The organism is Streptomyces sp. NPDC006174, assembly GCF_040614075.1.
In the GTDB taxonomy this organism is placed as follows: domain Bacteria; phylum Actinomycetota; class Actinomycetes; order Streptomycetales; family Streptomycetaceae; genus Streptomyces.
This window is the reverse complement of record NZ_JBEXTJ010000008.1, coordinates 68,065-88,618: the sequence shown is the minus strand read 5'-3', so window position 1 is coordinate 88,618 and position 20,554 is coordinate 68,065. Positions and strand designations below refer to the sequence as shown.

At 71.9% G+C, this 20,554-nt stretch carries 22 protein-coding genes and 2 pseudogenes; 11 read left to right on the top strand and 13 right to left on the bottom strand.

Going from position 1 to position 20,554, the window contains the following annotated elements; genetic code table 11:
* Positions 1-18 precede the first annotated feature (18 nt).
* The 6 genes and pseudogenes from ABZ267_RS19750 to ABZ267_RS19725 form a co-directional block, all read right to left on the bottom strand.
* Positions 19-126, bottom strand: a pseudogene (locus ABZ267_RS19750) (ATP-binding protein); the annotation flags it as partial.
* A 107-nt stretch (positions 127-233) separates the two neighbouring features.
* A complete protein-coding gene (locus tag ABZ267_RS19745) occupies positions 234-956 on the bottom strand; it encodes a polysaccharide deacetylase family protein (protein ID WP_356749647.1) in 723 nt (240 codons plus the stop codon).
* 191 nt (positions 957-1,147) lie between these two features.
* Positions 1,148-1,756, bottom strand: coding sequence for a thioredoxin domain-containing protein (locus tag ABZ267_RS19740; protein WP_356749649.1), 609 nt, complete (start codon positions 1,754-1,756; stop codon positions 1,148-1,150).
* Positions 1,757-2,088: 332 nt separating this feature from the next.
* Entirely contained in the window at positions 2,089-3,654 is a 1,566-nt protein-coding gene (locus ABZ267_RS19735; protein ID WP_356749651.1) for an alpha/beta hydrolase, read from the bottom strand.
* 201 nt (positions 3,655-3,855) lie between these two features.
* Positions 3,856-4,023: a hypothetical protein gene (locus ABZ267_RS19730; RefSeq protein ID WP_356749653.1), complete on the bottom strand. Its 168-nt coding sequence runs from the start codon at positions 4,021-4,023 to the stop codon at positions 3,856-3,858.
* Positions 4,020-5,549 carry a hypothetical protein gene (locus tag ABZ267_RS19725; RefSeq protein WP_356749655.1) on the bottom strand — a complete coding sequence of 510 codons (1,530 nt, stop codon included), beginning with the start codon at positions 5,547-5,549 and terminating at the stop codon, positions 4,020-4,022. Before ABZ267_RS19725 ends, ABZ267_RS19730 begins: the two co-directional genes overlap by 4 nt.
* Positions 5,550-5,710: 161 nt before the next feature.
* Between ABZ267_RS19725 and ABZ267_RS19720 the strand changes: the two genes are divergently transcribed.
* Both ABZ267_RS19720 and ABZ267_RS19715 read left to right on the top strand, forming a co-directional pair.
* The gene (locus ABZ267_RS19720) at positions 5,711-6,181 is read left to right on the top strand and encodes a hypothetical protein (protein WP_356749657.1); all 471 of its coding nucleotides are present in this window, start codon (positions 5,711-5,713) and stop codon (positions 6,179-6,181) included.
* 88 nt (positions 6,182-6,269) lie between these two features.
* The gene (locus tag ABZ267_RS19715; RefSeq protein ID WP_167344505.1) at positions 6,270-6,416 is read left to right on the top strand and encodes a hypothetical protein; all 147 of its coding nucleotides are present in this window, start codon (positions 6,270-6,272) and stop codon (positions 6,414-6,416) included.
* A 105-nt stretch (positions 6,417-6,521) separates the two neighbouring features.
* On the opposite strand, the gene msrB is transcribed toward ABZ267_RS19715, so the two are convergent.
* The 4 genes from msrB to ABZ267_RS19695 all read right to left on the bottom strand — a co-directional run bounded on the left by msrB (position 6,522) and on the right by ABZ267_RS19695 (position 9,958).
* Positions 6,522-6,929 (bottom strand): peptide-methionine (R)-S-oxide reductase MsrB, encoded by a 408-nt coding sequence (gene msrB / locus ABZ267_RS19710; protein ID WP_356749659.1) that lies wholly within the window; start codon positions 6,927-6,929, stop codon positions 6,522-6,524.
* 50 nt (positions 6,930-6,979) lie between these two features.
* On the bottom strand, positions 6,980-8,380 hold the full coding sequence (gene murC / locus ABZ267_RS19705; protein WP_356899717.1) for a UDP-N-acetylmuramate--L-alanine ligase: 1,401 nt from the start codon (positions 8,378-8,380) through the stop codon (positions 6,980-6,982).
* A gap of 69 nt (positions 8,381-8,449) precedes the next feature.
* Positions 8,450-8,902 (bottom strand): indole-3-glycerol phosphate synthase, encoded by a 453-nt coding sequence (locus tag ABZ267_RS19700; RefSeq protein ID WP_356755451.1) that lies wholly within the window; start codon positions 8,900-8,902, stop codon positions 8,450-8,452.
* Positions 8,903-9,118: 216 nt separating this feature from the next.
* Positions 9,119-9,958, bottom strand: coding sequence for a pyrimidine reductase family protein (locus ABZ267_RS19695; RefSeq protein WP_356755438.1), 840 nt, complete (start codon positions 9,956-9,958; stop codon positions 9,119-9,121).
* Positions 9,959-9,995: 37 nt separating this feature from the next.
* Here ABZ267_RS19695 and zapE point away from each other — a divergent pair, with 37 nt between their 5' ends.
* The 5 genes and pseudogenes from zapE (at position 9,996) to ABZ267_RS19670 (ending at position 14,813) form a co-directional block, all read left to right on the top strand.
* Positions 9,996-11,090 carry a cell division protein ZapE gene (gene zapE, locus ABZ267_RS19690; protein ID WP_356755436.1) on the top strand — a complete coding sequence of 365 codons (1,095 nt, stop codon included), beginning with the start codon at positions 9,996-9,998 and terminating at the stop codon, positions 11,088-11,090.
* 109 nt (positions 11,091-11,199) lie between these two features.
* Positions 11,200-11,625 (top strand): OsmC family protein, encoded by a 426-nt coding sequence (locus ABZ267_RS19685; protein ID WP_356755434.1) that lies wholly within the window; start codon positions 11,200-11,202, stop codon positions 11,623-11,625.
* Between the two features lie 206 nt (positions 11,626-11,831).
* Entirely contained in the window at positions 11,832-13,235 is a 1,404-nt protein-coding gene (locus tag ABZ267_RS19680) for an alkaline phosphatase PhoX (protein ID WP_356755432.1), read from the top strand.
* 117 nt (positions 13,236-13,352) lie between these two features.
* Positions 13,353-14,249 carry a polysaccharide deacetylase family protein gene (locus ABZ267_RS19675; protein WP_356755430.1) on the top strand — a complete coding sequence of 299 codons (897 nt, stop codon included), beginning with the start codon at positions 13,353-13,355 and terminating at the stop codon, positions 14,247-14,249.
* A pseudogene (locus ABZ267_RS19670) lies at positions 14,246-14,813 on the top strand (HD domain-containing protein). The gene ABZ267_RS19675 and the pseudogene ABZ267_RS19670 overlap by 4 nt, the downstream one beginning before the upstream one ends.
* 57 nt (positions 14,814-14,870) lie before the next feature.
* Here ABZ267_RS19670 and ABZ267_RS19665 read toward each other — a convergent pair.
* The 3 genes from ABZ267_RS19665 to ABZ267_RS19655 all read right to left on the bottom strand — a co-directional run bounded on the left by ABZ267_RS19665 (position 14,871) and on the right by ABZ267_RS19655 (position 16,694).
* A complete protein-coding gene (locus tag ABZ267_RS19665) occupies positions 14,871-15,584 on the bottom strand; it encodes a restriction endonuclease (protein ID WP_356755429.1) in 714 nt (237 codons plus the stop codon).
* A gap of 226 nt (positions 15,585-15,810) precedes the next feature.
* Entirely contained in the window at positions 15,811-15,993 is a 183-nt protein-coding gene (locus ABZ267_RS19660; protein ID WP_356755427.1) for a hypothetical protein, read from the bottom strand.
* 26 nt (positions 15,994-16,019) lie between these two features.
* A complete protein-coding gene (locus ABZ267_RS19655; RefSeq protein WP_356755425.1) occupies positions 16,020-16,694 on the bottom strand; it encodes an AIM24 family protein in 675 nt (224 codons plus the stop codon).
* 71 nt (positions 16,695-16,765) lie between these two features.
* Here ABZ267_RS19655 and ABZ267_RS19650 point away from each other — a divergent pair, with 71 nt between their 5' ends.
* The 4 genes from ABZ267_RS19650 (at position 16,766) to ABZ267_RS19635 (ending at position 20,548) form a co-directional block, all read left to right on the top strand.
* Positions 16,766-17,518, top strand: a complete 753-nt coding sequence (locus ABZ267_RS19650; protein ID WP_356755423.1) for a peptidyl-tRNA hydrolase — start codon at positions 16,766-16,768, stop codon at positions 17,516-17,518.
* A 35-nt stretch (positions 17,519-17,553) separates the two neighbouring features.
* Positions 17,554-18,270, top strand: a complete 717-nt coding sequence (locus ABZ267_RS19645; protein ID WP_356755421.1) for a haloacid dehalogenase type II — start codon at positions 17,554-17,556, stop codon at positions 18,268-18,270.
* Positions 18,271-18,406: 136 nt separating this feature from the next.
* Positions 18,407-19,153: a DUF4142 domain-containing protein gene (locus ABZ267_RS19640; RefSeq protein WP_356755419.1), complete on the top strand. Its 747-nt coding sequence runs from the start codon at positions 18,407-18,409 to the stop codon at positions 19,151-19,153.
* Positions 19,154-19,264: 111 nt separating this feature from the next.
* Positions 19,265-20,548 carry a DUF692 domain-containing protein gene (locus ABZ267_RS19635; protein ID WP_356755417.1) on the top strand — a complete coding sequence of 428 codons (1,284 nt, stop codon included), beginning with the start codon at positions 19,265-19,267 and terminating at the stop codon, positions 20,546-20,548.
* The last annotated feature ends 6 nt before the right edge of the window (positions 20,549-20,554 follow it).

Genomic DNA, 20,554 nt, shown 5'->3' with positions numbered 1-20,554 from the left:
CGCCGGGCGCGCCGGCGGTCAGTGCGGCAGGTCCGGCTCCGCGCGGACCGTCCTGCCCGGCGGCGGCTCACGGTCGATGACCGCCCAGCGGTCCGCCGGCGCGTCCACGATCAGCATCCCGCGCCCCCGGGCGGCTCGTGGAGGGCACGGCGGTCACCCGCCGCCCCCCACCACCGCCCTTGGGCGCCGGCGAGGGCGGGCGCTGTGCGCGGCACCGCCCCCGATCGGGCACGTCAACGCCAGGGCGCTGCCTTGGCATGGAAGGTCAGGCCCGGCCACGCCTGGACCGGTGTGGGTGAGTACACGATCCGACCCGCGCACAAGCCCCGCCCGGCGAGCCCTTGGATGATCTTCGGGATGGCCGCGAGAGTCGTCTGCAGACCGTCGTGCATCAAGATGATGCCGCCCGGCTTCACAGTGAGCGCGTTCGCCACGATCGTTTCGGTGGGAATACCGCTCCAGTCGACGGTGTCGGCCGTCCAGATCACCTCGATCATCCCCAGTCGGGCCGCATCCCGGCGGGTCCGTGCGTCGGTGCTCCCGAAGGGCGGCCGGAACAGCGTGGGCGCACGCCCCGTCTGGGTTCGGACGACGCGGCTGGTGTCGCGTAGCTCAGCGAATGCGCTGGTCGCGTCGAGCTCCACGAGATTGGCGTGGGTGTAGGAGTGGTTGCCGACCTGATGGCCCTCGGCGACGATCCGCCGTGTCCCGGCGCGCTGCCCGTCGGCCAGTGTGCCGGTCACGAGGAACGTCGCCCTGACGCGTCCGGCATCCCGCAGCGCCTTCAGATACTCGGCCGTGAGGTCCGTCGGACCGTCGTCGAAGGTCAGGGCCACGTAACCGCCGGAACAACGGCTTCCGGAGGCCGCCGCCTGCGCGACCGCCGGCGGTAACGCGAACGACGTCATCAGCATCGCCAGAGCCGCGCTGAACCATATGCGCGTTCTGTTTCTCATACGGGGATCCTTCCAAGGGTGGACTGGTGAACCAGCAAGGCACCGGAGCGGCACGAAGCAGCGGCTCACTGACCCATATCCGCCCTGGGTATGGCTGCAGCCGGACGTCGCACACGTTGCGCAGGACAGTCCTGTCCTACGGAAGGATCCGGCAAACGCGGGCAGGCCGAGTACGGAACCCGGCAGATGCGTCAGTCCAGGTCCAGCTCGGCGAGGAACGCCTCGGGGGTCACCGCGTAGCCCATGGGGTTGATGACGGTGACGGGTCGGCCGTCGAGGAGCACGGTGGGTGTGCCGGTGACACCACTGGTCTCGAAGGCCGTCGAGACACGGCGGGCCCAGGGGATGTAGAAGCCCTCGGTCACCTTGCGGTCGAAGTCGGGACCGCGCAGTCCGTCGACCTCCTCGGCCAGGCGCAGCAGGACGCCGGTGTCGGCGAAGGCATCGTCGTCCTCGGCGGGTTGGGAGGCGAACAAGGAGCGGATGTAGCGCTGGGCAGTCGCCGCTCCCACGTCGGACGCCGCTCCCACGGCACTCAGTGCGCACAGCGACCCGGTGCCACCGGTTCCGTCGTCGATGAACGTGGCGAACTGGTACTCGAGGGTGACGCGGCCCTCCTCGGCCAGCTTCTCCATGACCGGGCCGAGACCTCGCTCCAGGCGCTTGCAGAAAGGGCAGCGTAGATCGGCGTAGACCCGCAGGGTGTGGCCGGACTGTGCCCCGGCGTCCTTGCCGTAGACGAGGGTGGTGCCGCCGGGGCCAGTGGTGTTGGCCGGTACAGAGGTGCTCGATGACGTCATGGTCGCCTTTCGGATGGCTGTGCGAACGTGCTTCCCTGACGAAGGCAGCGGCGCGGACCCCGTTTCGGCGAGCTGCCCACAACCGACAGGTTCGCGTGATCCGCCCGGACAGGAATCGGCACCGATCGTGTCAGGAAGGCAGCCGACACAGGTGTCCTGACAAGGCGTTACGCTCGCGAGCCACTCCCCCGGGTGACAGCGTGTGGCCCTCTGCTGAAGTTCCATGAGGTCGCGGGCGGTCGGCTGACGAAGACGGGGCTGTCCGGCTTCGGCCGGACAGCCCCGCGACAAGATCTTCGGTTGCTTCTACCAGGAGATACGTCTGCCGGGGCTCAGCGGCCGGAGAAGGGGAGGCGGGCCGGTGCCGTGGCGGGGCTCGGCGAGGTGGAACGGGAGTCGGCCGCGGAGAGCGGGTCGGCCGCGCAGGTGACGTCCCGGGCCGGAAGCCGGCCGGTGGTCAGATACCGCGTGGCGACATCGTCGGCGCATGCGCTGATGCCGAGCGCGTACACGCCGTGGCCCTGGCCCTCGTCCACGGTGACGAGCCGGGAGCCCTTCAGCGCCCGGCGCAGGCCGAGTGCGGTGGCCAGAGGGGTCTGCGGGTCCCATTCGTTCTGGACGATGAGCGCGGGGACCTTGTTGTCGATCGTGGTGGCCGCTTCGATCGGACGGTCCCAGTAGGCGCACGGGAAGATGTTCGAGACGGAGTCGCCGTACAGGGGGTAGCGGACGCTGTCGCGCCGGGAGTCGGCTCGGTAGACGGCCGGCGCGGTGGGCCAGCGGGTGTCACCGCACACGATCGCGAGGTAACTCGCCAGCTCGTTGTCGGTCGGCACGAAGGTCGGGAAGGCCGGGACGGGCTTGCCCGCGGCGGCGTCCCGCAGCAGCCCCAGGGTCCTGGCGGCGACGGACGGGTGAATGATCTCCCAGCGGATGTACTCGCGGACCTCGGCACCGTCGAACCTGGTCCCGCCGAGATCGAGGGGCTCCCGGTCGGCGCGCGCCACGATGTCCCAGAACAGCCTCTCGACCTCGGCGGGCGTGTCACCGAGTCCGTACCGTGCCGCATGACGAGCGGTCCAGTCCGTCCACCGGTCGAACGCGGTCTCGGCCTGTTCCGCCCAGGACTGCCCCATGCTCCTCCAGACCCGCTTCGGGTCGACCGCGCTGTCCAGGACGAACCGGTCGACCCGCTGGGGGAACAACTGGGTGTACACAGAACCGAGATAGGTCCCGTACGACAGGCCGAAGTAGGAGATTCTCCGTTCCCCGAGGGCCGCGCGGATGGTGTCCATGTCGCGCGCCGTGTTGCGGGTGGTGATGTGCCGGAGCGTTTCCTCGTTGCGGTCCCGGCACCGGTCCGCGATGTCGCGCGCCCAGGCGACGTCCTTGGCGAACGTCGCTTCCTTGTAGGGCCGGTACGTCAGCCGTTCGTCGGCGGTGGTCGTGCCACAGGCGAGCGGACTGCTGGCGCCGACCCCGCGCGGGTCGAAACCGATCAGGTCGTACCGGTCCTTCACGGACTGCGGCAGAAGACCGCTGAGCGCCAGGGGATAGAAGAGCCCGGAACCGCTGGGGCCGCCCGGGTTGAAGAGCAGGACACCGCGGCGCTCGGCCGGGTCGGCGGCCTTGATCCGCGACAGCGACACATCGATCTTCTTGCCGCCCGGCTCGCGGTGGTCGAGGGGCACCTTGAGGGTCGCGCACTCGACGGTGGCGGGGATGTCACCGCCACAGCCCTTCCAGGTCAAGGAGGAGGTGGCCGGGGCGGCCACCGACGAACCGGGACCGGCCGCGGGCGCAGCCGTGGCTGCGGCTGTGGTGCCGAGGAGTGTGGGGACGAGTAACGCGGCGACGCCCAGGGCGATCTTGGAGGTCGCTCTTCGTCTCAGGAGCAATGGAGTGCCTTCGTTCGCTGGGATGGTGAATGGCGCTCAGTGGTCCGGAGGGACGGACCGCAGGGTCGCCGGACAGGCTAACGGCCGTACGAGACAAGCGAGTTCGGATACGCAATTTCAGTGAGGCACCTTGGCCGGGGGTGCGGTGCTCTGACGGAGGAGACGAGAGGCGCAGCAGGTGGGGTCGGCTGACCCCACCGGTCAGCGGTCGTCAAGGCGCAGCCCGAAGGCGGCTCCGATGACGGCGGGCAGGTCGGCTTCGGGGACGGCGGCGCGCACCTGGGCGAGGACGTGCGGAAAGTCGGCGTCCTCGATGGCACCCTGCTCCTGGCGCAGGCCCAGGCGCCCCCCGGCCGAGCCCGTCCTCAACCGAGCACGTGCCTCCGCGGCACCAGCTCCAGCATCACGTGCGGCGGCAACGACGGATTGGCGGCTGCCGCTTCTGCCACCTGCGGGTCGGAGTCGTCGAGCAGGCCCGCGATGACCGGTGGCGGGAGGGCAGGGTGCCGAGCCGCGACGGACCTCGCTCGTCGGTTCTCCAGGCAGGCGAGCAACGCTGGAGCCGTCGCACGGCGGTGCCGGGCGATCTCGCGGAGTGCCTTCTGCGTCGGCGGATCGTGCAGGGCCAGTTCCTCCAGCAGCTCCGGCGGCGCGTCCGGGTTGGCGGCGACCTTGGCGAGGACGCGGATGCCGTGCCGGTCGGCCATGGAGCGCAAGCGTGCTGCGGAGAGGCCCGGGTGCGGTGCGATGGACTTGACCACTTTCGCATCGGGGTCGGCCGCCAACGCGTCGCGTACACCGGCCGGAAGGTCGCGCCGCCGGGCCACGAGCATCCGTACGGCCGGGTGGGGCGACCGGGCCAGTTCCTCGGTCTCGGTGGCGGAGGCGGTGACGATCCTCGGCGGCAGGGTTTCGCCGGTCCTCGTCGTGCCGGCCAGGTGCGTGAGCACATCCAGGGGAACGCGGGGGTTGTACGCGAGGCCGCGGCGCACGTCGGGGTCGCAGTCATGGGCCAGTACGCGGATCAGGTCGTCGTCGATCGCGGGGTTCGCGGCGAGGTCGGCCCGTACACCGGGAACAGGGTCCGCGGCGAGCCGTCGGCACACCGCCGGCGGCAGGTCCGGACGGGCTGCCAGGGCCCGGCGCAGCAGTGAGGAGGAGTGTTCGGCGAGGTGCACGGCGGCCTCGGTCGGCGTGGCCGGGTTCCGAAGGGCCGCCAGCTCCATGTCGTGGGTGACGGACTCGTGGGAGCCGTCGCACGAGGCGCCCGGGAGCAGATCGCAGTCGAGCCTCGGGCACTGCGGACCGTGCGTGAACGGAATGTCCTCGCGGTCGCAGACCAGGCAGTGGAGCGCGGGAGGCAGCCCTTCGCCGGTGATCAGCGCCGCGAGCGTGCCCGCAGGCGTCGCCTCGTTCGCCGCCACCGCACGTCGGACCTCGGCGTGGGGGTGCCCGGCGAGCCTGGCGGCCACTTCCGGAGTGGCCCACCACGCCAGCTCGGCGACCACGTGGACGTCCGGGTCCGCGGCGAGCCGCTCCACCACATCGGGCGGAAGCCCGGGGCAGGCGGCCAGCCTCGCCCTCCGCTCCCCGTCCGGATCCGCTGCGAAGAGGCGCGCCCACTCCGGGCGGCCGGCTCGTCGGTCGAGCAGGGCCAGGGCGGCCTGCGGGTGCGTTGCGGGATCGATGTCGGCGGCGCTCAGCTGGCCCTCGTACGCGAGCCGCACCGCGCTGTCTCCGACGCGGGCCACCAGCGCGACCGCTCGGTCCCGGCCGAGATCCGCACGGCAGGCGAGGATGTCGGCGAGGTCGGCGTCCGCGAGCGCGATCAGCCGGTCGACCGCCTCGGACGGCAGCGACGGGTTGGCGGCGAGACCGTGCAGAACAGGGTTCACGGAGGCATCCTGCCGGTGCCCGGGCCGAAGGGCCCGCGAATTTCGGGCGCGGGGCCCGGCCGTTCGGACCGCCGATGCCGGGCGGGTAACGTATTGGAGGTACTGATTTTGACTCATGGGCCTCCTGGCGGGCTGCGTGAACCCCAGGAGGAGAGGCCGACATGACGACCAACCGTGGACGCAAGGACGTCATCCGCGACCGGATGGCCGCCACCGGCGAGTCGTACAACGTCGCCGCCCGCAACCTCAAGGCCATGAAGGACATGGGCGCCACCCGCGACGCCGTCCTCGTGCAGCGCTGGACGCCCGCCGACTCCTTCGACGTGCCCTGTCCGTGCGGCGGGACCTGCGAGCCCGGCGAGACCTGCGGCCACTGCCACGCCCGCCACCGTCATGTGAAGCGCTACCCCGGCTCCACCACCGAGGTCGAGACCTGGGCCGACCGCTACGAGTGCACCGGCTGCTCCTCCTCGTACACGCTGACCGTCCACCTGGCCGGGCGGCCCTGGGGCGTCGCGGAGACCGTCGTACAGGGCGGGTCGGCCGAGGAGGTCGTGCAGGCGACCGTCTTCCCCGGCGTCATCCACCCGCTGCTGCGCTCCGAGGCGGCCGAGGATCCCCGCCAGGAGTGAGGCGCTCCTCGGTGAACGCGCCGTCACCGTGGGCGTGCGGTCGGGCGTTTGCGGGGTAGGCGAGGGACAGGCCACTCAAGGAGGAACCATGTCCCGCCTGATCGCTCGCCTCACCCAGTTCACCCGCAGCCCTCAAGGCCGGCGGACCATCGAGTCGGCCCGGCGCGCCGCGGCCGACCCACGCAAGCGCGCCCAGGCCCGCAGCCTGTTCGGACGGCTGCGCGGACGCCGGTGACACCGGCGCTTCGGCGGACGGCCGGAGCGGCGCCGGGAGGCGTACGCGGAAGATGCCCGCACGGATCTTCCCGTGCGGGCATCAGGCGCTCTGCCGGCGTCCGGCTCAGCTCTCGTCCGGCGCCAGCGTCAGCGAGATCGAGTTGATGCAGTAGCGCTGGTCCGTCGGGGTCGGGTAGCCCTCGCCCTCGAAGACGTGGCCCAGGTGCGAGCCGCAGCGGGCGCAGCGGACCTCGGTGCGGACCATGCCATGGGCGCGGTCCTCGATCAGCTCGACCGCGTCCGTGTCCTTAGGGTCGTAGAAGGACGGCCAGCCGCAGTGCGACTCGAACTTGGTGTCGGAGCGGAACAGCTCCGCGCCGCAGGCCCGGCAGGAGTAGACGCCCGCCGTCCTGGTGTCGGTGTACTCACCACGGAAGGCGGGTTCGGTGCCGGCCTGGCGCAGCACCTGGTATTCGGCAGGGCTCAGCTCCGCCCGCCACTGCTCGTCCGGCTTCTCGACGTCGTACGGCACGGCTCGCTCCTCAGCTCGGCAGAATCGTCGCCCGCTCGGTGGCCGGTCGGCTACCGGGCGCTCGACAGGTGGTCCAGGATGCGCGGGCCGAGGTCGGTGACATCGCCCGCTCCCATGGTGAGAACGAGATCACCGGGCTTGGCCATTCCCGCGACGGCGGCGGGGACGTCCGCCTGGTCGTGGACGGCGGTGACCTCCGCGCCCGCCGCCTTCGCCGCGTCGATGATCAGAGCGCTGGTGACGCCCGGGATCGGGTCCTCGCGGGCCGGGTAGATGTCCAGGACCACGGAGGCGTCGGCCAGCGCGAGGGCCTGGCCCATCTCCGTGCCCAGCTCCTGCGTACGGGAGAACAGGTGCGGCTGGAAGACGACCAGGATGCGGGCGTCGGCGGCGGCGCCGCGCATGGCCTCCAGGTCGGCGGTCATCTCGGTCGGGTGGTGCGCGTACGAGTCGATGACCTGCACGCCCGCCGCCTCGCCCTTGAGCTGGAGGCGGCGCTTCACGCCGGTGTAGCTGCCGAGCGCGGAGGCGAGGTTGTGCGCCGGGATGCCGAGGGCGACGCCGGCGGCGAGGGCGGCGACCGCGTTGTGGGCGTAGTGGCTGCCCGGCACGGAGACGGTGAAGGTGAGGAACCTGCCGTTCAGGAGGACGGTGACCTCGCTGGTCAGGCCGCGCGGAGTGACCTTGTGGACGCGTACGTCGGCGTCCTCGGCGGAGCCGTAGGTGACGACCTTGAGGTCGGCGAGGTCGCGGACCCGGCGGGTCAGCTCGACCGCGCCGGGCTGGTCGGCGGAGATGACCAGCGTGCCGCCGGGGACGACCTTGCCGACGAACGTCTCGAAGGAGTCGTAGATCTCGTCCATCGAGGCGTAGTTCGCGTGGTGGTCCAGCTCCACGTTGAGGACGATCGCGACCTCGGGGTCGTACTTCTGGAAGCTGCGGTCGCTCTCGTCCGCCTCCGCGACGAAGATGTCGCCTTCGCCGTGCGTGGCGTTGGTGCCGGGGCCCTCCAGGTCGCCGCCGATGGCGTACGAAGGGGCCAGGCTCAGCGAGGAGAGGGCGACGGCCAGCATGGAGGTGGTGGTCGTCTTGCCGTGCGTACCGGCGACCGCGATGGCGCGCAGGCCGTTCATCAGGGAGGCCAGTGCGTCGGAGCGGTGGACCACCGGGACGGCCAGCTCGTTCGCCCGGAGCAGCTCCGGGTTGTCGGCGCGGATGGCGCTGGAGACGACCACGCAGGAGGCGTCGTCGGCCAGGTGCCCGGCCGCGTGCCCGATGTGCACGGTCACGCCCAGCGCCCGCAGCGACTCGGCGGTGGCGGACTCCTTGGCGTCGCTGCCCGCCACCTTCGCGCCGCGCTGGGCGAGGATCTTCGCGATGCCCGACATTCCGGCGCCGCCGATGCCGATGAAGTGCGGTCGTTCCATGGCGGCGGGAATGCCGGGTGCCATCTGTTCCTCCGTTGGTGAGAGAGTTCTACGCGGTTCCGGGTTGCCCTCCGGACGGCCGCGCGCTTCAGCCTATTCGCTGTGCGCGAAGAGCTTGAGCACCGGGACGCCGACCTTGTGCCGGGCGCGGGAGGCCCAGTCGCGGTGGAAGAACTCCTCCACGTAGTGCGGTGCGGTCAGGACGATGACCTCGTCGGCGCCCGCGTCCTCGACCACGGTCTTCAGCTTGTCCAGCGGGTGGTCCTCGATCACCTGTCCGACCGCGTCGGCGCCGGCCTCGCGCAGCGCCCGTAGCGAGTACTCCAGGCCGATCTCGGCGGGCTCGCGGGCCTCCTTGCCCTCCGGTTCCTCACCCTCGCGGACGGCGTCCTTGAGCTCCCCCATCGCCACGTCGTCGATCGCGCGCAGCAGGACATCGGCCTGGTCGCCGCGCGGCTGCAACAGAACGACGAACGAGATCCGCTCCTCGCCGTGGAGGGTGGTGACGAAGTCCACGTCCTCGGGAGTGAGCGGCTTCTCGATCATCAAAACGCTTGTGAACACGACAGGCGCCCTTCCGCTTCTGCGTCTCGCCGACAGCCGGCTCGGCCGTCGGCGGTCGTTTGCTGAAACCATCCTTCCCCGTGGTCCCACGGGGACTGCAGAGGTAAGTGTGCCCAGCCGAAGCTAACCGGAACTGGTAATTCCGCTAAGTGTCCCCGCACCGGTGACCCCGCGCGCCTACGCCGGCCACCAGGCTCCTTACCGTCGGTAGCGACCGAAGAGGAATCCGTCCTCCTCCAGCAACGATGCCAAGGCGAAACGTTCCGGCACGGCGACCCCGGGACCTCCGGCGATCCGCTGCGCGTCGCCGGCCGTGAGCATCGGCGAGAGCGTCAGGCAGAGCTCGTCCAGCGCACCCGCCGCCACGAACTGGCCGAGCAGCCGCGGCCCGCCCTCCGTCAGCTGCCGCCGCAGCCCCCGCTCCGCCAGCTCGCGCACCGCCCGCGCCGGGTCCACCCGGGTGCCCTCGCCGGCGATCACCACCTCCGCGCCCGCCTTCCGGGCCGCGGCGATCCGGTCGGCGGGAGCGCCGGCGCCGGTCACCACGAGGGTCGGGACCAGCGGCTCGGTGAACAGCGGCAGCGCGAAGTCCAGGTCCAGCGAACCGCTCACCACCGCGATGGCCGGCGCGGGCCCCTGCCCGGCCGCCGCCCGCCGCGCCGCGAACGCCTCCCGGGCGCGGGCCGGACGGTACCCCTCCAGACGTACGGTCTCGGCTCCGGCGATCACCACATCGGCCAGGGCCCTCAGCGTGCCGAAGATCCGCATGTCGGCGGCGCAGGAGATGGGCTGCGAGCGGCCGTCGTGCTGAGCGGCGCCGTCGAGCGTGGAGACCATGTTGGCACGCAGCCAGGAGGTCCCGGCGGGGAGGTCGGCGGGGTACGCGTACGCCTCGGCCAGCTCGTCGAGGCTCCACTCGCGGTCGGCGCGGCCATCGCGACCGGGTTCGCGGTCCTCGCGGTCGGTGAGCGGCCCGGACGGGACCTCGTCTCCCGAGGTGCTCGTTGTCAGGTCCGTCACAGGGAACAGGCTTCGCATGGGTTGCAGTCTGGCACGGGCCTTAGGGTGGAGAGTTGTGTCGTCCTCCACCGCGTTTCCGGGGCAGAGCCCCCTTGCCGAAACGGCCCCGCTGTCCCTGTGCGCCCGCGAGCCGCACGTCCCCGCCGACCGTCTGGTCGCGGAGATGGTGCCGCCGCCGCGCTTCGATTCGGTGCGCTTCGACACCTACGTACCCGACCCGAACCAGCCCGGCCAGAGCGAGGCCGTGACCGTGCTGTCCGGCTTCGCCGCCGGGCTCGGCGGGTCGCACGCGACGGGGTCCGGGCGCCGCAAGTGGTTCGGGAGCAAGAAGCCGGCCGCGCCGACCGGGCCGCGCGGGGTGTATCTCGACGGCGGGTACGGCGTCGGCAAGACCCACCTGCTCGCCTCCCTCTGGCACGCCACGCCCGCCGAGTCATCGCTGAAGGCGTTCGGTACGTTCGTGGAGCTGACGAACCTGGTCGGCGCGCTGGGTTTCCAGCAGACCGTGCGGACGCTGAGCGGACACCGGCTGCTCTGCATCGACGAGTTCGAGCTGGACGACCCGGGCGACACCGTGCTGGTCTCCTCACTGCTCAGCCGACTGGTGGAGCACGGCGTGGCGCTGGCCGCGACCTCGAACACGCTGCCGGGCAAGCTCGGCGAGGGCCGGTTCGCCGCCGCCGACTTCCTGCGCGAGATCCAGGGCCTGTCCGCGCACTTCCGGCCGCTGCGCATCGACGGTGAGGACTACCGGCACCGCGGACTGCCCGAGGCCCCGCCGCCGTACAGCGACGAGCAGGTGACCCGCGCCGCGTACGCCACGGCGGGCGCGTCGCTGGACGACTTCCCGAGTCTGCTGGAGCACCTGGCGAAGGTGCACCCGAGCCGGTACGGAGCGCTGACCGACGAGCTCGGTGCGGTCTGCCTGACCGGAGTGAGCGCGGTGCCGGACCAGTCGACGGCGCTGCGGCTGGTGGTGCTGGCCGACCGGCTGTACGACCGCGAGGTGCCGGTGCTGGCCTCCGGGCTGCCGTTCGACCGGTTGTTCAGCGACGAGATGCTGAACGGCGGGTACCGGAAGAAATACTTCCGGGCGATCTCGCGGCTGACGGCACTGGCACGTGACGCGAAGGGCCTGGTGGCGCAGTAGGTTCGGGGGTGACACCGGGTGCCCGTTCGGCGGCGTACCCGTAACTCCGTTCGCGTACAACCGCGTACGGCTCCCGTACAACCGCGCACACCGTTCGAAAGGATCCAGCATGGCTACCACGCGTCAGGCGCACACGGTCTGGGAAGGCAACCTGATCGAGGGCAAAGGGGTCGTCGCGTTCGACTCCTCCGGCATCGGTGAGTACGACGTCTCCTGGCCGGCCCGCTCGGAGCAGCCGAACGGCAAGACGAGCCCCGAGGAGCTCATCGCGGCCGCGCACTCCAGCTGCTTCTCCATGGCGCTCTCGCACGGTCTCGCCGGGGCCGGCACCCCGCCCACCAAGCTGGAGACGAAGGCCGAGGTGACCTTCCAGCCCGGCACCGGCATCACCGGCATCCACATCACCGTCCAGGGCGAGGTCCCGGGTCTCGACGAGGCGGGCTTCGTGAAGGCGGCCGAGGACGCCAAGGTGAACTGCCCGGTCAGCCAGGCGCTGTCGGGTACGACGATCACACTGTCGGCCTCGCTGGCCTGACCTGCCGCGCGGCCGGCCGGAGCATACGAGCACCAGCCGAGCGGTCGGCCGGAGCCCACGCGCACCGGCCGGCGCTTCGGCGGCCCGCTCGGCGGGCCGTCCCAGCAGCGGCAGGAGGCGCGGGGGCGCGCATGGTTCCCCCGCGCCTCCGTGCGTGCTACACACATGCGGGTCACGTCACCTGTCCGCCAACAGGGAGTTGCCTCATGTCATCCGAAACCCGGAACACAGCGACCGCAGCGACCGCACCCCGGAACACCACGACACGACGACAGGTCCTGGCCGGCAGCGGCGCAGCGGCCGCGATCGCCTTCACCGGGGCCTTCTCCGAACTCTTCGCGGGCACGGCAGCCGCCCGCGGCCACGACGGTTACGGCCCTCTCGTCCCCGACCCGGACGGCCTGCTCGACCTGCCGAAAGGTTTCCGCTACCGGGTGCTGTCCCGGGAGGGCGACCCGCTGCGCTCCGGCGAGGGCGAGGTGCCGAGCAACCACGACGGCATGACCGCCCTCGCCGGCCGCCACGGCCGCGTCCACCTGGTCCGCAACCACGAGAACCGCCACACGGCGAAGATCGGCGTCCCGACCGTCGACGGCCTGACCTACGACCCGGCGGCCAAAGGCGGCTGTACGTCCCTGGAGCTGGACGGCCGGAACAAGGTGCTTGGCGAACGGGTCGCCATCGCCGGTACGGCGGTGAACTGCGCGGGCGGGCCGACGCCTTGGCGCACCTGGCTGACCTGCGAGGAGACCGAGGACAAGGCCGGGACCAACGGGTACACCAAGGACCACGGCTTCATCTTCGAGGTGGACGGCGCCGACCCGCGCCGCACCGGGGCCGTCCCGCTGACCGCGATGGGCCGCTTCCAGCACGAGGCGATCGCGGTCGACCCGAAGACCGGGATCGTGTACGAGACGGAGGACGCGTTCGACAGGCCGTTCGGCCTCTTCTACCGCTTCCTTCCCGAGAAGCCGCTCGGCGGCACCGGCTCGCTGCGGGCGGGCGGGGCACTGGAGGCGATGCGGGTGCCGGGGCTGCCGGACCTCTCCGTGGTCCAGGAGACCGGGGCGAGCTTCGACCGGGTCGAATGGGTGCCCGTACCGGATCCGCTGGCGGCCGGGACGCCGATCCGGCTCCAGGACTTCGGCCGCAAGGGCATCACGCACGCGCAGAAGCTGGAGGGCTGTTACTGGGGCGGCTCGTCCGTCTACTTCGTCTCCAGCTTCGCCCGCAGCAACGAGGGCTCGGCGGGTGACCACTACGGCCAGGTCTGGCGGTACGAGCCCAAGAAGCGCCGGCTCACCCTGGTCGTGGTCTTCGGCCCGGACACCGACATCCAGCTCCCCGGCGAGTCCCCGGACAACATCTGCCTGGCGGCCGACGGCGGGCTGATGGTCTGCGAGGACGGCGGCGGCGCGCAGCATGTGCTCGGGGTGACGCGGCGGGGCGAGGTCTACACGATGGCGCGCGGGCGGCAGAACATCGGGACGCCGGAGGAGCCGGAGTGGGGCGAGTTCGCGGGCGTCACGTTCTCGCCGGACTGTTCGACGATGTACGTGAACTGCTACACGCCGGGGACGACGTTCGCGGTGACGGGGCCTTGGCGGTGATGGGGCCCCGGCGGTAAGGGTCACGCCGTCGGCGCCGCACCGGAGTGCCGCTATAACCCGTATAAGCATAATTTCAGATACTTTCCGTGAGTGATCACTACTGCACGGAAACGGACGATGACGGCTGTGACGGTCGCGGGACTGGTGCTCGGCGGTGCGCTGGCCGGGTGCGGAGGCGCCACCTCCGCACCCACCGCCTCCGCACCCACGGCCTCCCCCACACCGACCGCCACGGCTCCCGCTTCCCCTTCGCCTTCCCCGTCCCCGCCACCGAAGAAGCCGCCCACGATGGCCCCGGGCCCGGCCGGACGCACGCCGGTCTTCGAGCGACGGTCGGCCACGGGCGGGGCCGCCGAGAAGGTCGTGGCGCTCACCTTCGACGCGGACATGACGGCCGATCAGGGGCCCCGGGCGAAGGCGGGTGAGCGCTTCGACAACCCGGAGCTGATCGCGCTGCTGCGGCGGCTGAAGGTGCCGTCGACCGTGTTCATGACCGGACGCTGGGCGGAGGAGTACCCGGCGCAGGCGCAGGGAATCGGCACGGACGACCTGTTCGAGGTCGCCAACCACTCGTACAGCCACCACGCCTTCACGCGCGACTGCTACGGCCTGCCGGTGGTCGCGAAGGAGGCCATGGCCGACGACGTGGAGCGCGCCTTCTCGGCGTTCCGCCAGGCCGGTGTACGGAACGTGGTGCCGTACTTCCGCTTCCCCGGCGGCTGCTACGACGACGCGGCCCTCCAAGCGCTGACCCCGGCGAACGTGACGGCGGTGCAGTGGGACGTGGTGAGCGGCGACGCGTTCGCGACGGACGCGGGCGCGGTGGCCGCGCAGGTGCTGGACGGAGTGCGGCCCGGATCGCTGGTGGTGCTGCACTGCACGCGCAGCGCGGCGCCGGTCACCGCGGAGGCGATCGGCAGAATCGTTCCGGAGCTGCGGAAGCGGGGCTACCGGTTCGTGAAGGTGTCGGAGCTGATGAAGGACTCCGCCTCCGTGGAAGGACACACATCATGAGCGAGACGATCGCGGGCGTGACGATCCCGGACAGCGCACTGGCGCGCGAGGCGACCGAGCTGGTGCGCGAGGCCGCCACGCCGCTGGTGTTCGACCACTCCCGGCGGGTCTTCCTCTTCGGAGCGCTGCGCGGCCGGGAACAGGGCCTGGACTTCGACTCCGAACTCCTCTACGTGGGCGCGATGTTCCACGACCTGGGCCTGACCGAGAGGTTCCGCCGTACGGACCAGCGCTTCGAGAGCGACGGCGCGGACGAGGCCCGCCGCTTCCTGACCGCGCACGGCATCACCGGCGATCCGGCCGACCGTGACCCGTGGCGTGGAGCTGGACGTCCTCGGCATCGGCTACGACGCCGTCACCGACGAGCGGCGCGCGGCCGTGGTCGCGGCCCATCCGCGCCCGGACTTCAAGAACGGGATCCTCACCGCGTTCACCGAGGGCGTCAAGGACCGCCCGGAGACGACGTTCGGCAACGTCAAGGCAGATGTGCTGGCGCACTACGTGCCGGGCTTCGAACGCGGCGACTTCGTGGAGGCCATCAAGGGGTCGAGCTGGCCGGAGTGAGGTGGGGCCGGAGCCTCGAAGTGGCGCGCCGGACGCGGGACTTGGACGGCCGCCGGTTCAGGACGGCGGACCGGGGCTGCGCGGCGGCGGCACGGCCCGCAGAAGTTCCCGGAGAAGTCGGCCGCCACCGGCCCAGGCGGTCAGCGTGGCGCGGTCGACCAGGTGGAGCCGCTGGGTCCGCGCGAACTCCGGAGCGGGCCGGGAGAACCACCCGTCGGTGACCAGGACGACGACGTCACCGCGGTGCACGGGCCGACCGGTGCCGTTGAGTACATGCAGATCCGGGGTTCCCACCGGGGCTCCGGCGGGACCGGCCTTGCGGTGCTTGCACTGGATGACCCAGCGACGCCCGTACGGGTCGGTGGCCTTGACGTCGGCCCCGTGGTCCCCGGCGCCGCCGACCTGGACGGCGTCGGTGCAGCCGTCCCGGAACATCAGGTCGCGTACGGCGTGCTCGAACGCGCGGTGGTGCAGAAGGTCCGGCTGCTCCACCGGATAGCGCAGGGCCCGCGCGCTCTCCCGCTCCCGGCTGAGCTGGACGGCACGGTGGCGGTACCACAGGACACCGCCTGCCAGAGCGAGAACAAGAGCGACGACCACGACCCACCGGTTCGCGGCGACCCGGTCGAGCAGCCGGCCGATGACCCACAGGACGAGGACGGCAGGGACCAGGACTGCCGCCGGGTGCCGTTGCTGCCGCTTGCGCGACGGTTGCCTCCGACGCGGCCGGGTGGCGACACGGCGGGCCGGAGTGCGGCGAGGGGCACTCATCGGCTGGAGTCGGAGACGCCGGTGACCAGCTGAGTCACGATGTCCAGGAGCCCTTGCCCGATAGCGGTCGGGGCCAGCAGCACACCCAGGTTGCCGGGACTTGGCGCTATCCGGTGCTGTCCTGGCCGGATACGACGGTCCGGGCGGGATCGGCCTCGCCCGGACCATGGAGAGGTGGTGCCGCGGCGGCGCCCCGACGCCGGCGGCTTCCGGCGCCGGGACACCACTAGCCCGAGCAGGCCGAGCGCCCCGCCTCCTGCCAGGTGCAGACCGGGCAGAGCGTGGCGCCCTTGGTGGACTCCGGGTGCTCGGTCGGTTCGCGGCAGAGCACGCACTCCGCGAACGGCGGGCCCGCTTCCGGTTCCGTGGTCGGAGGTGCGGGAGTTTCGCAGTACGCGGCGTCGTCCATGGCCATGAGCGTACGTAACCGGGCTGTCAGTTGGCCGTCTTCTCGGGCCTGGCCTCGCTGGGCCGCACGATGACGAAGCCCTCGCCCTGGAGCATCAGCTGCACGGCCTCGCCCGAGCCGCCGCGCACCATCGAGCCGACGCTCTGGGAGCGGTGCAGGGTGGTCGTGAGCTGCTGGCTCCAGCCGACGACCGCGTCCGTGTCCACGTACACCGGCTGGGCGGCCGTCACCGGGATCACGATCGGCGTGCCCTCGCACATCAGGCCGATCTTGCCGTAGCCGGAGAAGACGCTGTTGAAGAGGCCGCCGCCGACCATCCCGGCGCCCTTCACCGTCTTGATCTCGTACGAGAGGGTGGCGTCGAAACAGAGGACGTTGCGGCCGTTGATGGTGAGCTGGTCGCCCTGGTCCATCTCCACGATGAAACAGTTGGCGGCCTCGTGCGCGAACCACGCCTCGCCCTGACCGCGTACGGCCATCAGTGCGAGGCCCTCGCCGGTGACCGCGCGCTTGAGCATGCCGCCGATGCCCTGGCCTTTGCGCTCGAACTGGAGGTTGCCGCGGAAGGCGATCATCGAGCCCTGTCGGGCGTGCATCTCCCCGTTGACGGCGTACTTGATCGACTTGGAGCTCTGCAGGGTCATGCCGGGGGCGGTGGCCGGCTGGGCCAGGTACTCGCTGGAAAAGAGATCGCTCTTCATGCCGAGCATCCTCACCCGGGCCGGCCCGTCAAGCCAAGGAGGTGACACTCGCCGCCTGGCAGACTGGCACGGTGAGCAGCGACGACACCTCCCAGAGCCCCGTCTCCCCGAGCCCCTTCCACCACGGTCCCACCGACCGGGACGAGGCCCCGCAGTACGTGCTCCCGCTCGTGGTGCACCTGGAGAAGACCGATCCGCCCGTCCGGATGGACGCCCTGCGCACCGCCGCCCGCGCGGTGCTCACGATCCTGGCCGACGAGCGGTCCACCGGCGAGGGCGAGTGGGCCGGGGCGATGCGGGACTGGGAGGACGCGCGGATCCGCAAGGTGGTGCGCCGGGCGCGCGGCGCGGAGTGGCGCAAGGCGGCCGCGCTGCCCGGGATCACGGTGACCGGCGGCAACGCGGAGGTACGGGTGTACCCGCCGATCCCGCTCGACGGCTGGCCCAAGGAGCTGGCCAAGCTCCAGGTCTCCGGCACCGACCTGGACGACCCCGAGCCGCCCACCGCTCCCGATCCAAAGGCCCCGGTGCTCTGGCTCAACCCGGAGCTGGAGATGTCGGCGGGCAAGACGATGGCCCAGGTCGGCCACGGCGCCCAGCTCGCCTGGTGGGAGCTGTCCGACACCGAGCGCAAGGCGTGGCGCGAGGCCGGCTTCCCGCTCTCCGTGGCCACCGCGACGCCGGAGCGGTGGCGTGAGCTGACGGCCGGCGGCCTGCCGGTGGTGCGCGACGCGGGGTTCACCGAGATCGCTCCCGGGCCTACGGTCGTGGCGGAAGGCGGGCTGCGGTTCTGCCCGCTCCCGGGCGTACGCACCCGCCGGTGAGCGCCCACCACCTCTGAGAGCAGGAGACCCCGGCCATGGCAGCAGTGGAGATCGACGCTCTCGTCTTCGACGTCCTCGGCACGCTCGTCGACGAACCCGCCGGGCTCCGCGCCGGGATCCGCCGGCTCGGCCCGTCGCTCGAGGAGGCCGGCACCGAGCCGCTCCTGCTGCTGTGGCAGCGGCACATCGAGCGCGAGCAGCGCCGCGTCCTCGACGGGGAGCGGCCCTACCTCGCCAGTGACGCGCTCGACCGGGAGGCCGCCGCGCTCGTCGCCGAGGCGGCCGGAGTCGAGGACCCGGCGGCCGTGGCGGCGCTGGCCCGGTCGGCCCGCCGGCTTCCGCCGTGGCCCGACAGCGTGGCCGGTCTCGCCCGGCTCGCCGAGCACTTTCCGCTCCTCGGTCTCTCCAACGCGAGCCGGACCGCACTGCTAGGGATCAACGCCCACGCCGGACTCCGCTGGCACCAGGCCCTCTCCGCCGAGGACGCCCGGGCCTACAAGCCCGACCCGGAGGTCTACCGGCTGGCCGTCACCGTCTCCGGGCTGCCGCCGGAGCGGCTGCTGATGGTCGCCGCCCACGCCTGGGACCTGCGCGGGGCGCAGCGGATCGGGCTGCGTACCGCCTATGTCGCCCGGCCCGTCGGCGACCCGCCCACCGCCTCGGACCGGTTCGACCTGTACGCCGACGGCCTGGCCGACCTGGCCGACCAGCTCGGCACCCGGCACGGCCGGAAACGGGCCGCCCGCGGCTGAATGTTTCCGCGCCCACCGACGTATCTCCCGATACCGACCCACCGGCGTTACCACCAAGTAGCCTGCACCGCGAGTCGGTTGGCGGTGGTCCGACGCCTGATCGACGCTGTCACGCCTCGTCCCGGGAGACACCTTGTTGCGACGCATCAACGGAACGGCCCTCATCATCGCGGCACTGGTCGCCACAGTGGGCGCGCTCGCCTTCCCCGTCTGGTCCTACGCGGACCGTTCGGGCACCGGCGAGGCGAACCTGAACGCCTCCAGCGTCGCCACCCAGTGGGGCCCGCTCTCCGCGACCGACCGGGACTTCCTGGTCAAGGTGCGCCTCGCCGGGCTGTGGGAGCTGCCCGCCGGACAGCAGGCGATCGAGCGCGCGCCGAGCGAGGCGACCAAGGCCGCCGGGGACCATCTGGTCGTCGGCCACACCGATCTCGACCGGCGGGCCCGGGACGTGGCCGCCAAGCTCGGTGTGGAGCTGCCGAACCAGCCGACCGAGCAGCAGCAGGAGTGGCTGCGGGAGCTGACGGCGGCGAGCGGCGACGAGTACGAGCGGAAGTTCGCCAACATCCTGCGGGCCGCGCACGGCAAGGTCTTCGGGCTGATAGGCCAGGTCCGGCACACCACCCGCAACACCTTGATCCGGCAGCTCGCCAGTGACGCGAACCAGACCGTGCTGGACCACATCACCATGCTGGAGGCCACCGGCTTCGTCGACTTCGACGCCCTGGCGCGTGAGGCGGCCGGCGGTTCCACGGCCAGCCCGTCGGGCCCGCCGATGCCGCAGGGCGGACAGGTGCCGCTGGCTCCGGTGCCGGTGACGCCGACCGGCGACCAGTCGTTCACCTCACGCCCGGTGCCACCGACGATGCCGCCGATGCCGTGAAGCGCTTCCTGGGGCCGGAACCTCAAATCATCCTCTGAACGTCCCTCTCTTCGGGTTCGACGCCGCTCGCCTGGGCCATCACCCCGGGACAGAGCGGAGGAGGGGGACACCATGAAGCTGGGTATCGGGATCGGCTGGCGGCCGGAGATCGCGGCCGAGGTGGAGGCGCTCACGGGGATCGACTGGGTCGAGGCGGTGGCGGAGAATCTCTGCGCCGACCACCTACCGGACTCCCTGGTGCGGCTGAGGGAGCGGGGCGTGACCGTCGTACCGCACGGCGTCTCGCTCGGCCTGGGCGGCGCGGACCGCCCGGACGCCGAGCGGCTCGCGGGGCTCGCGGCGCGCGCCGAGCTGCTCGGTACGCCGCTGGTGACCGAGCACATCGCGTTCGTACGGGCCGGAGGGCCGCTGACCGCCTCTCCGCGGCTGGAGGCGGGCCACCTGCTGCCGGTGCCGCGCACCTGGGACGCGCTGCAGGTGCTCTGCGAGAACGTGCGGATCGCGCAGGACTCGCTGCCCGTGCCGCTGGCTCTGGAGAACATCGCGGCGCTGATCTCCTGGCCGGACGAGGAGCTGACCGAGGGACAGTTCCTGGCCGAGCTGGTCGAGCGGACCGGAGTGCGGCTGCTGATCGACGTGGCCAACCTGCACACCAACCACGTGAACCTCGGCGAGGACCCGGCGAAGGCGCTGGACGAGCTGCCGGTCGAGGCCATCGCGTACGTGCATGTGGCCGGCGGGATCGAGAAGGACGGCGTCTGGCACGACACGCACGCCCATCCGGTGACCGCTCCGGTCCTGGACGTGCTGGCCGAACTGCGCTCCCGGGTCGACCCGCCGGGCGTGCTGCTGGAGCGCGACGACGCCTTCCCGCCCGGCGCGGAGCTGGCGGCCGAGCTGGAGACGATCCGGTCCACGCTGCGGAAGGCCGGCGACACACGACGGCCCCGGACGACCACGACCGCTCCCGCCGTCCCCGTACCTCCCGGATCCCGCGACCGTACCGCCGTCGCGCAGACCGCACTGCTCTCCGCGCTCGTCGCCGGCACTCCGGCGCCCGAGGGCTTCGACCACCGGCGGATGCGCGTGCAGGGCCGGGCGCTGGCCGCCAAGCGCGCCGATGTCGTCGCCAAGGTGGCGCCCGAGCTGCCGGAGATCCTCGGTGACGGTTACCGCGCCGCCTTCGTCGCGTACGCCAGGTCGCATCCCATGAGCGGCGGATACCGGCGCGACGCCCTGGACTTCGTGGAGCGGATCCTGATCTCGGGCGGCCTCGCCGACCCGGTGGCACAGCGGCGGCTGACGCACTGGTGGGAGGACCGCTCGGGGCTGCGGCCGACCGGCCGGGCCACTCGCCTCGTCCGGGCGGCGCGTGCCGTCCTCGTAGGGAAGTGAGGGACG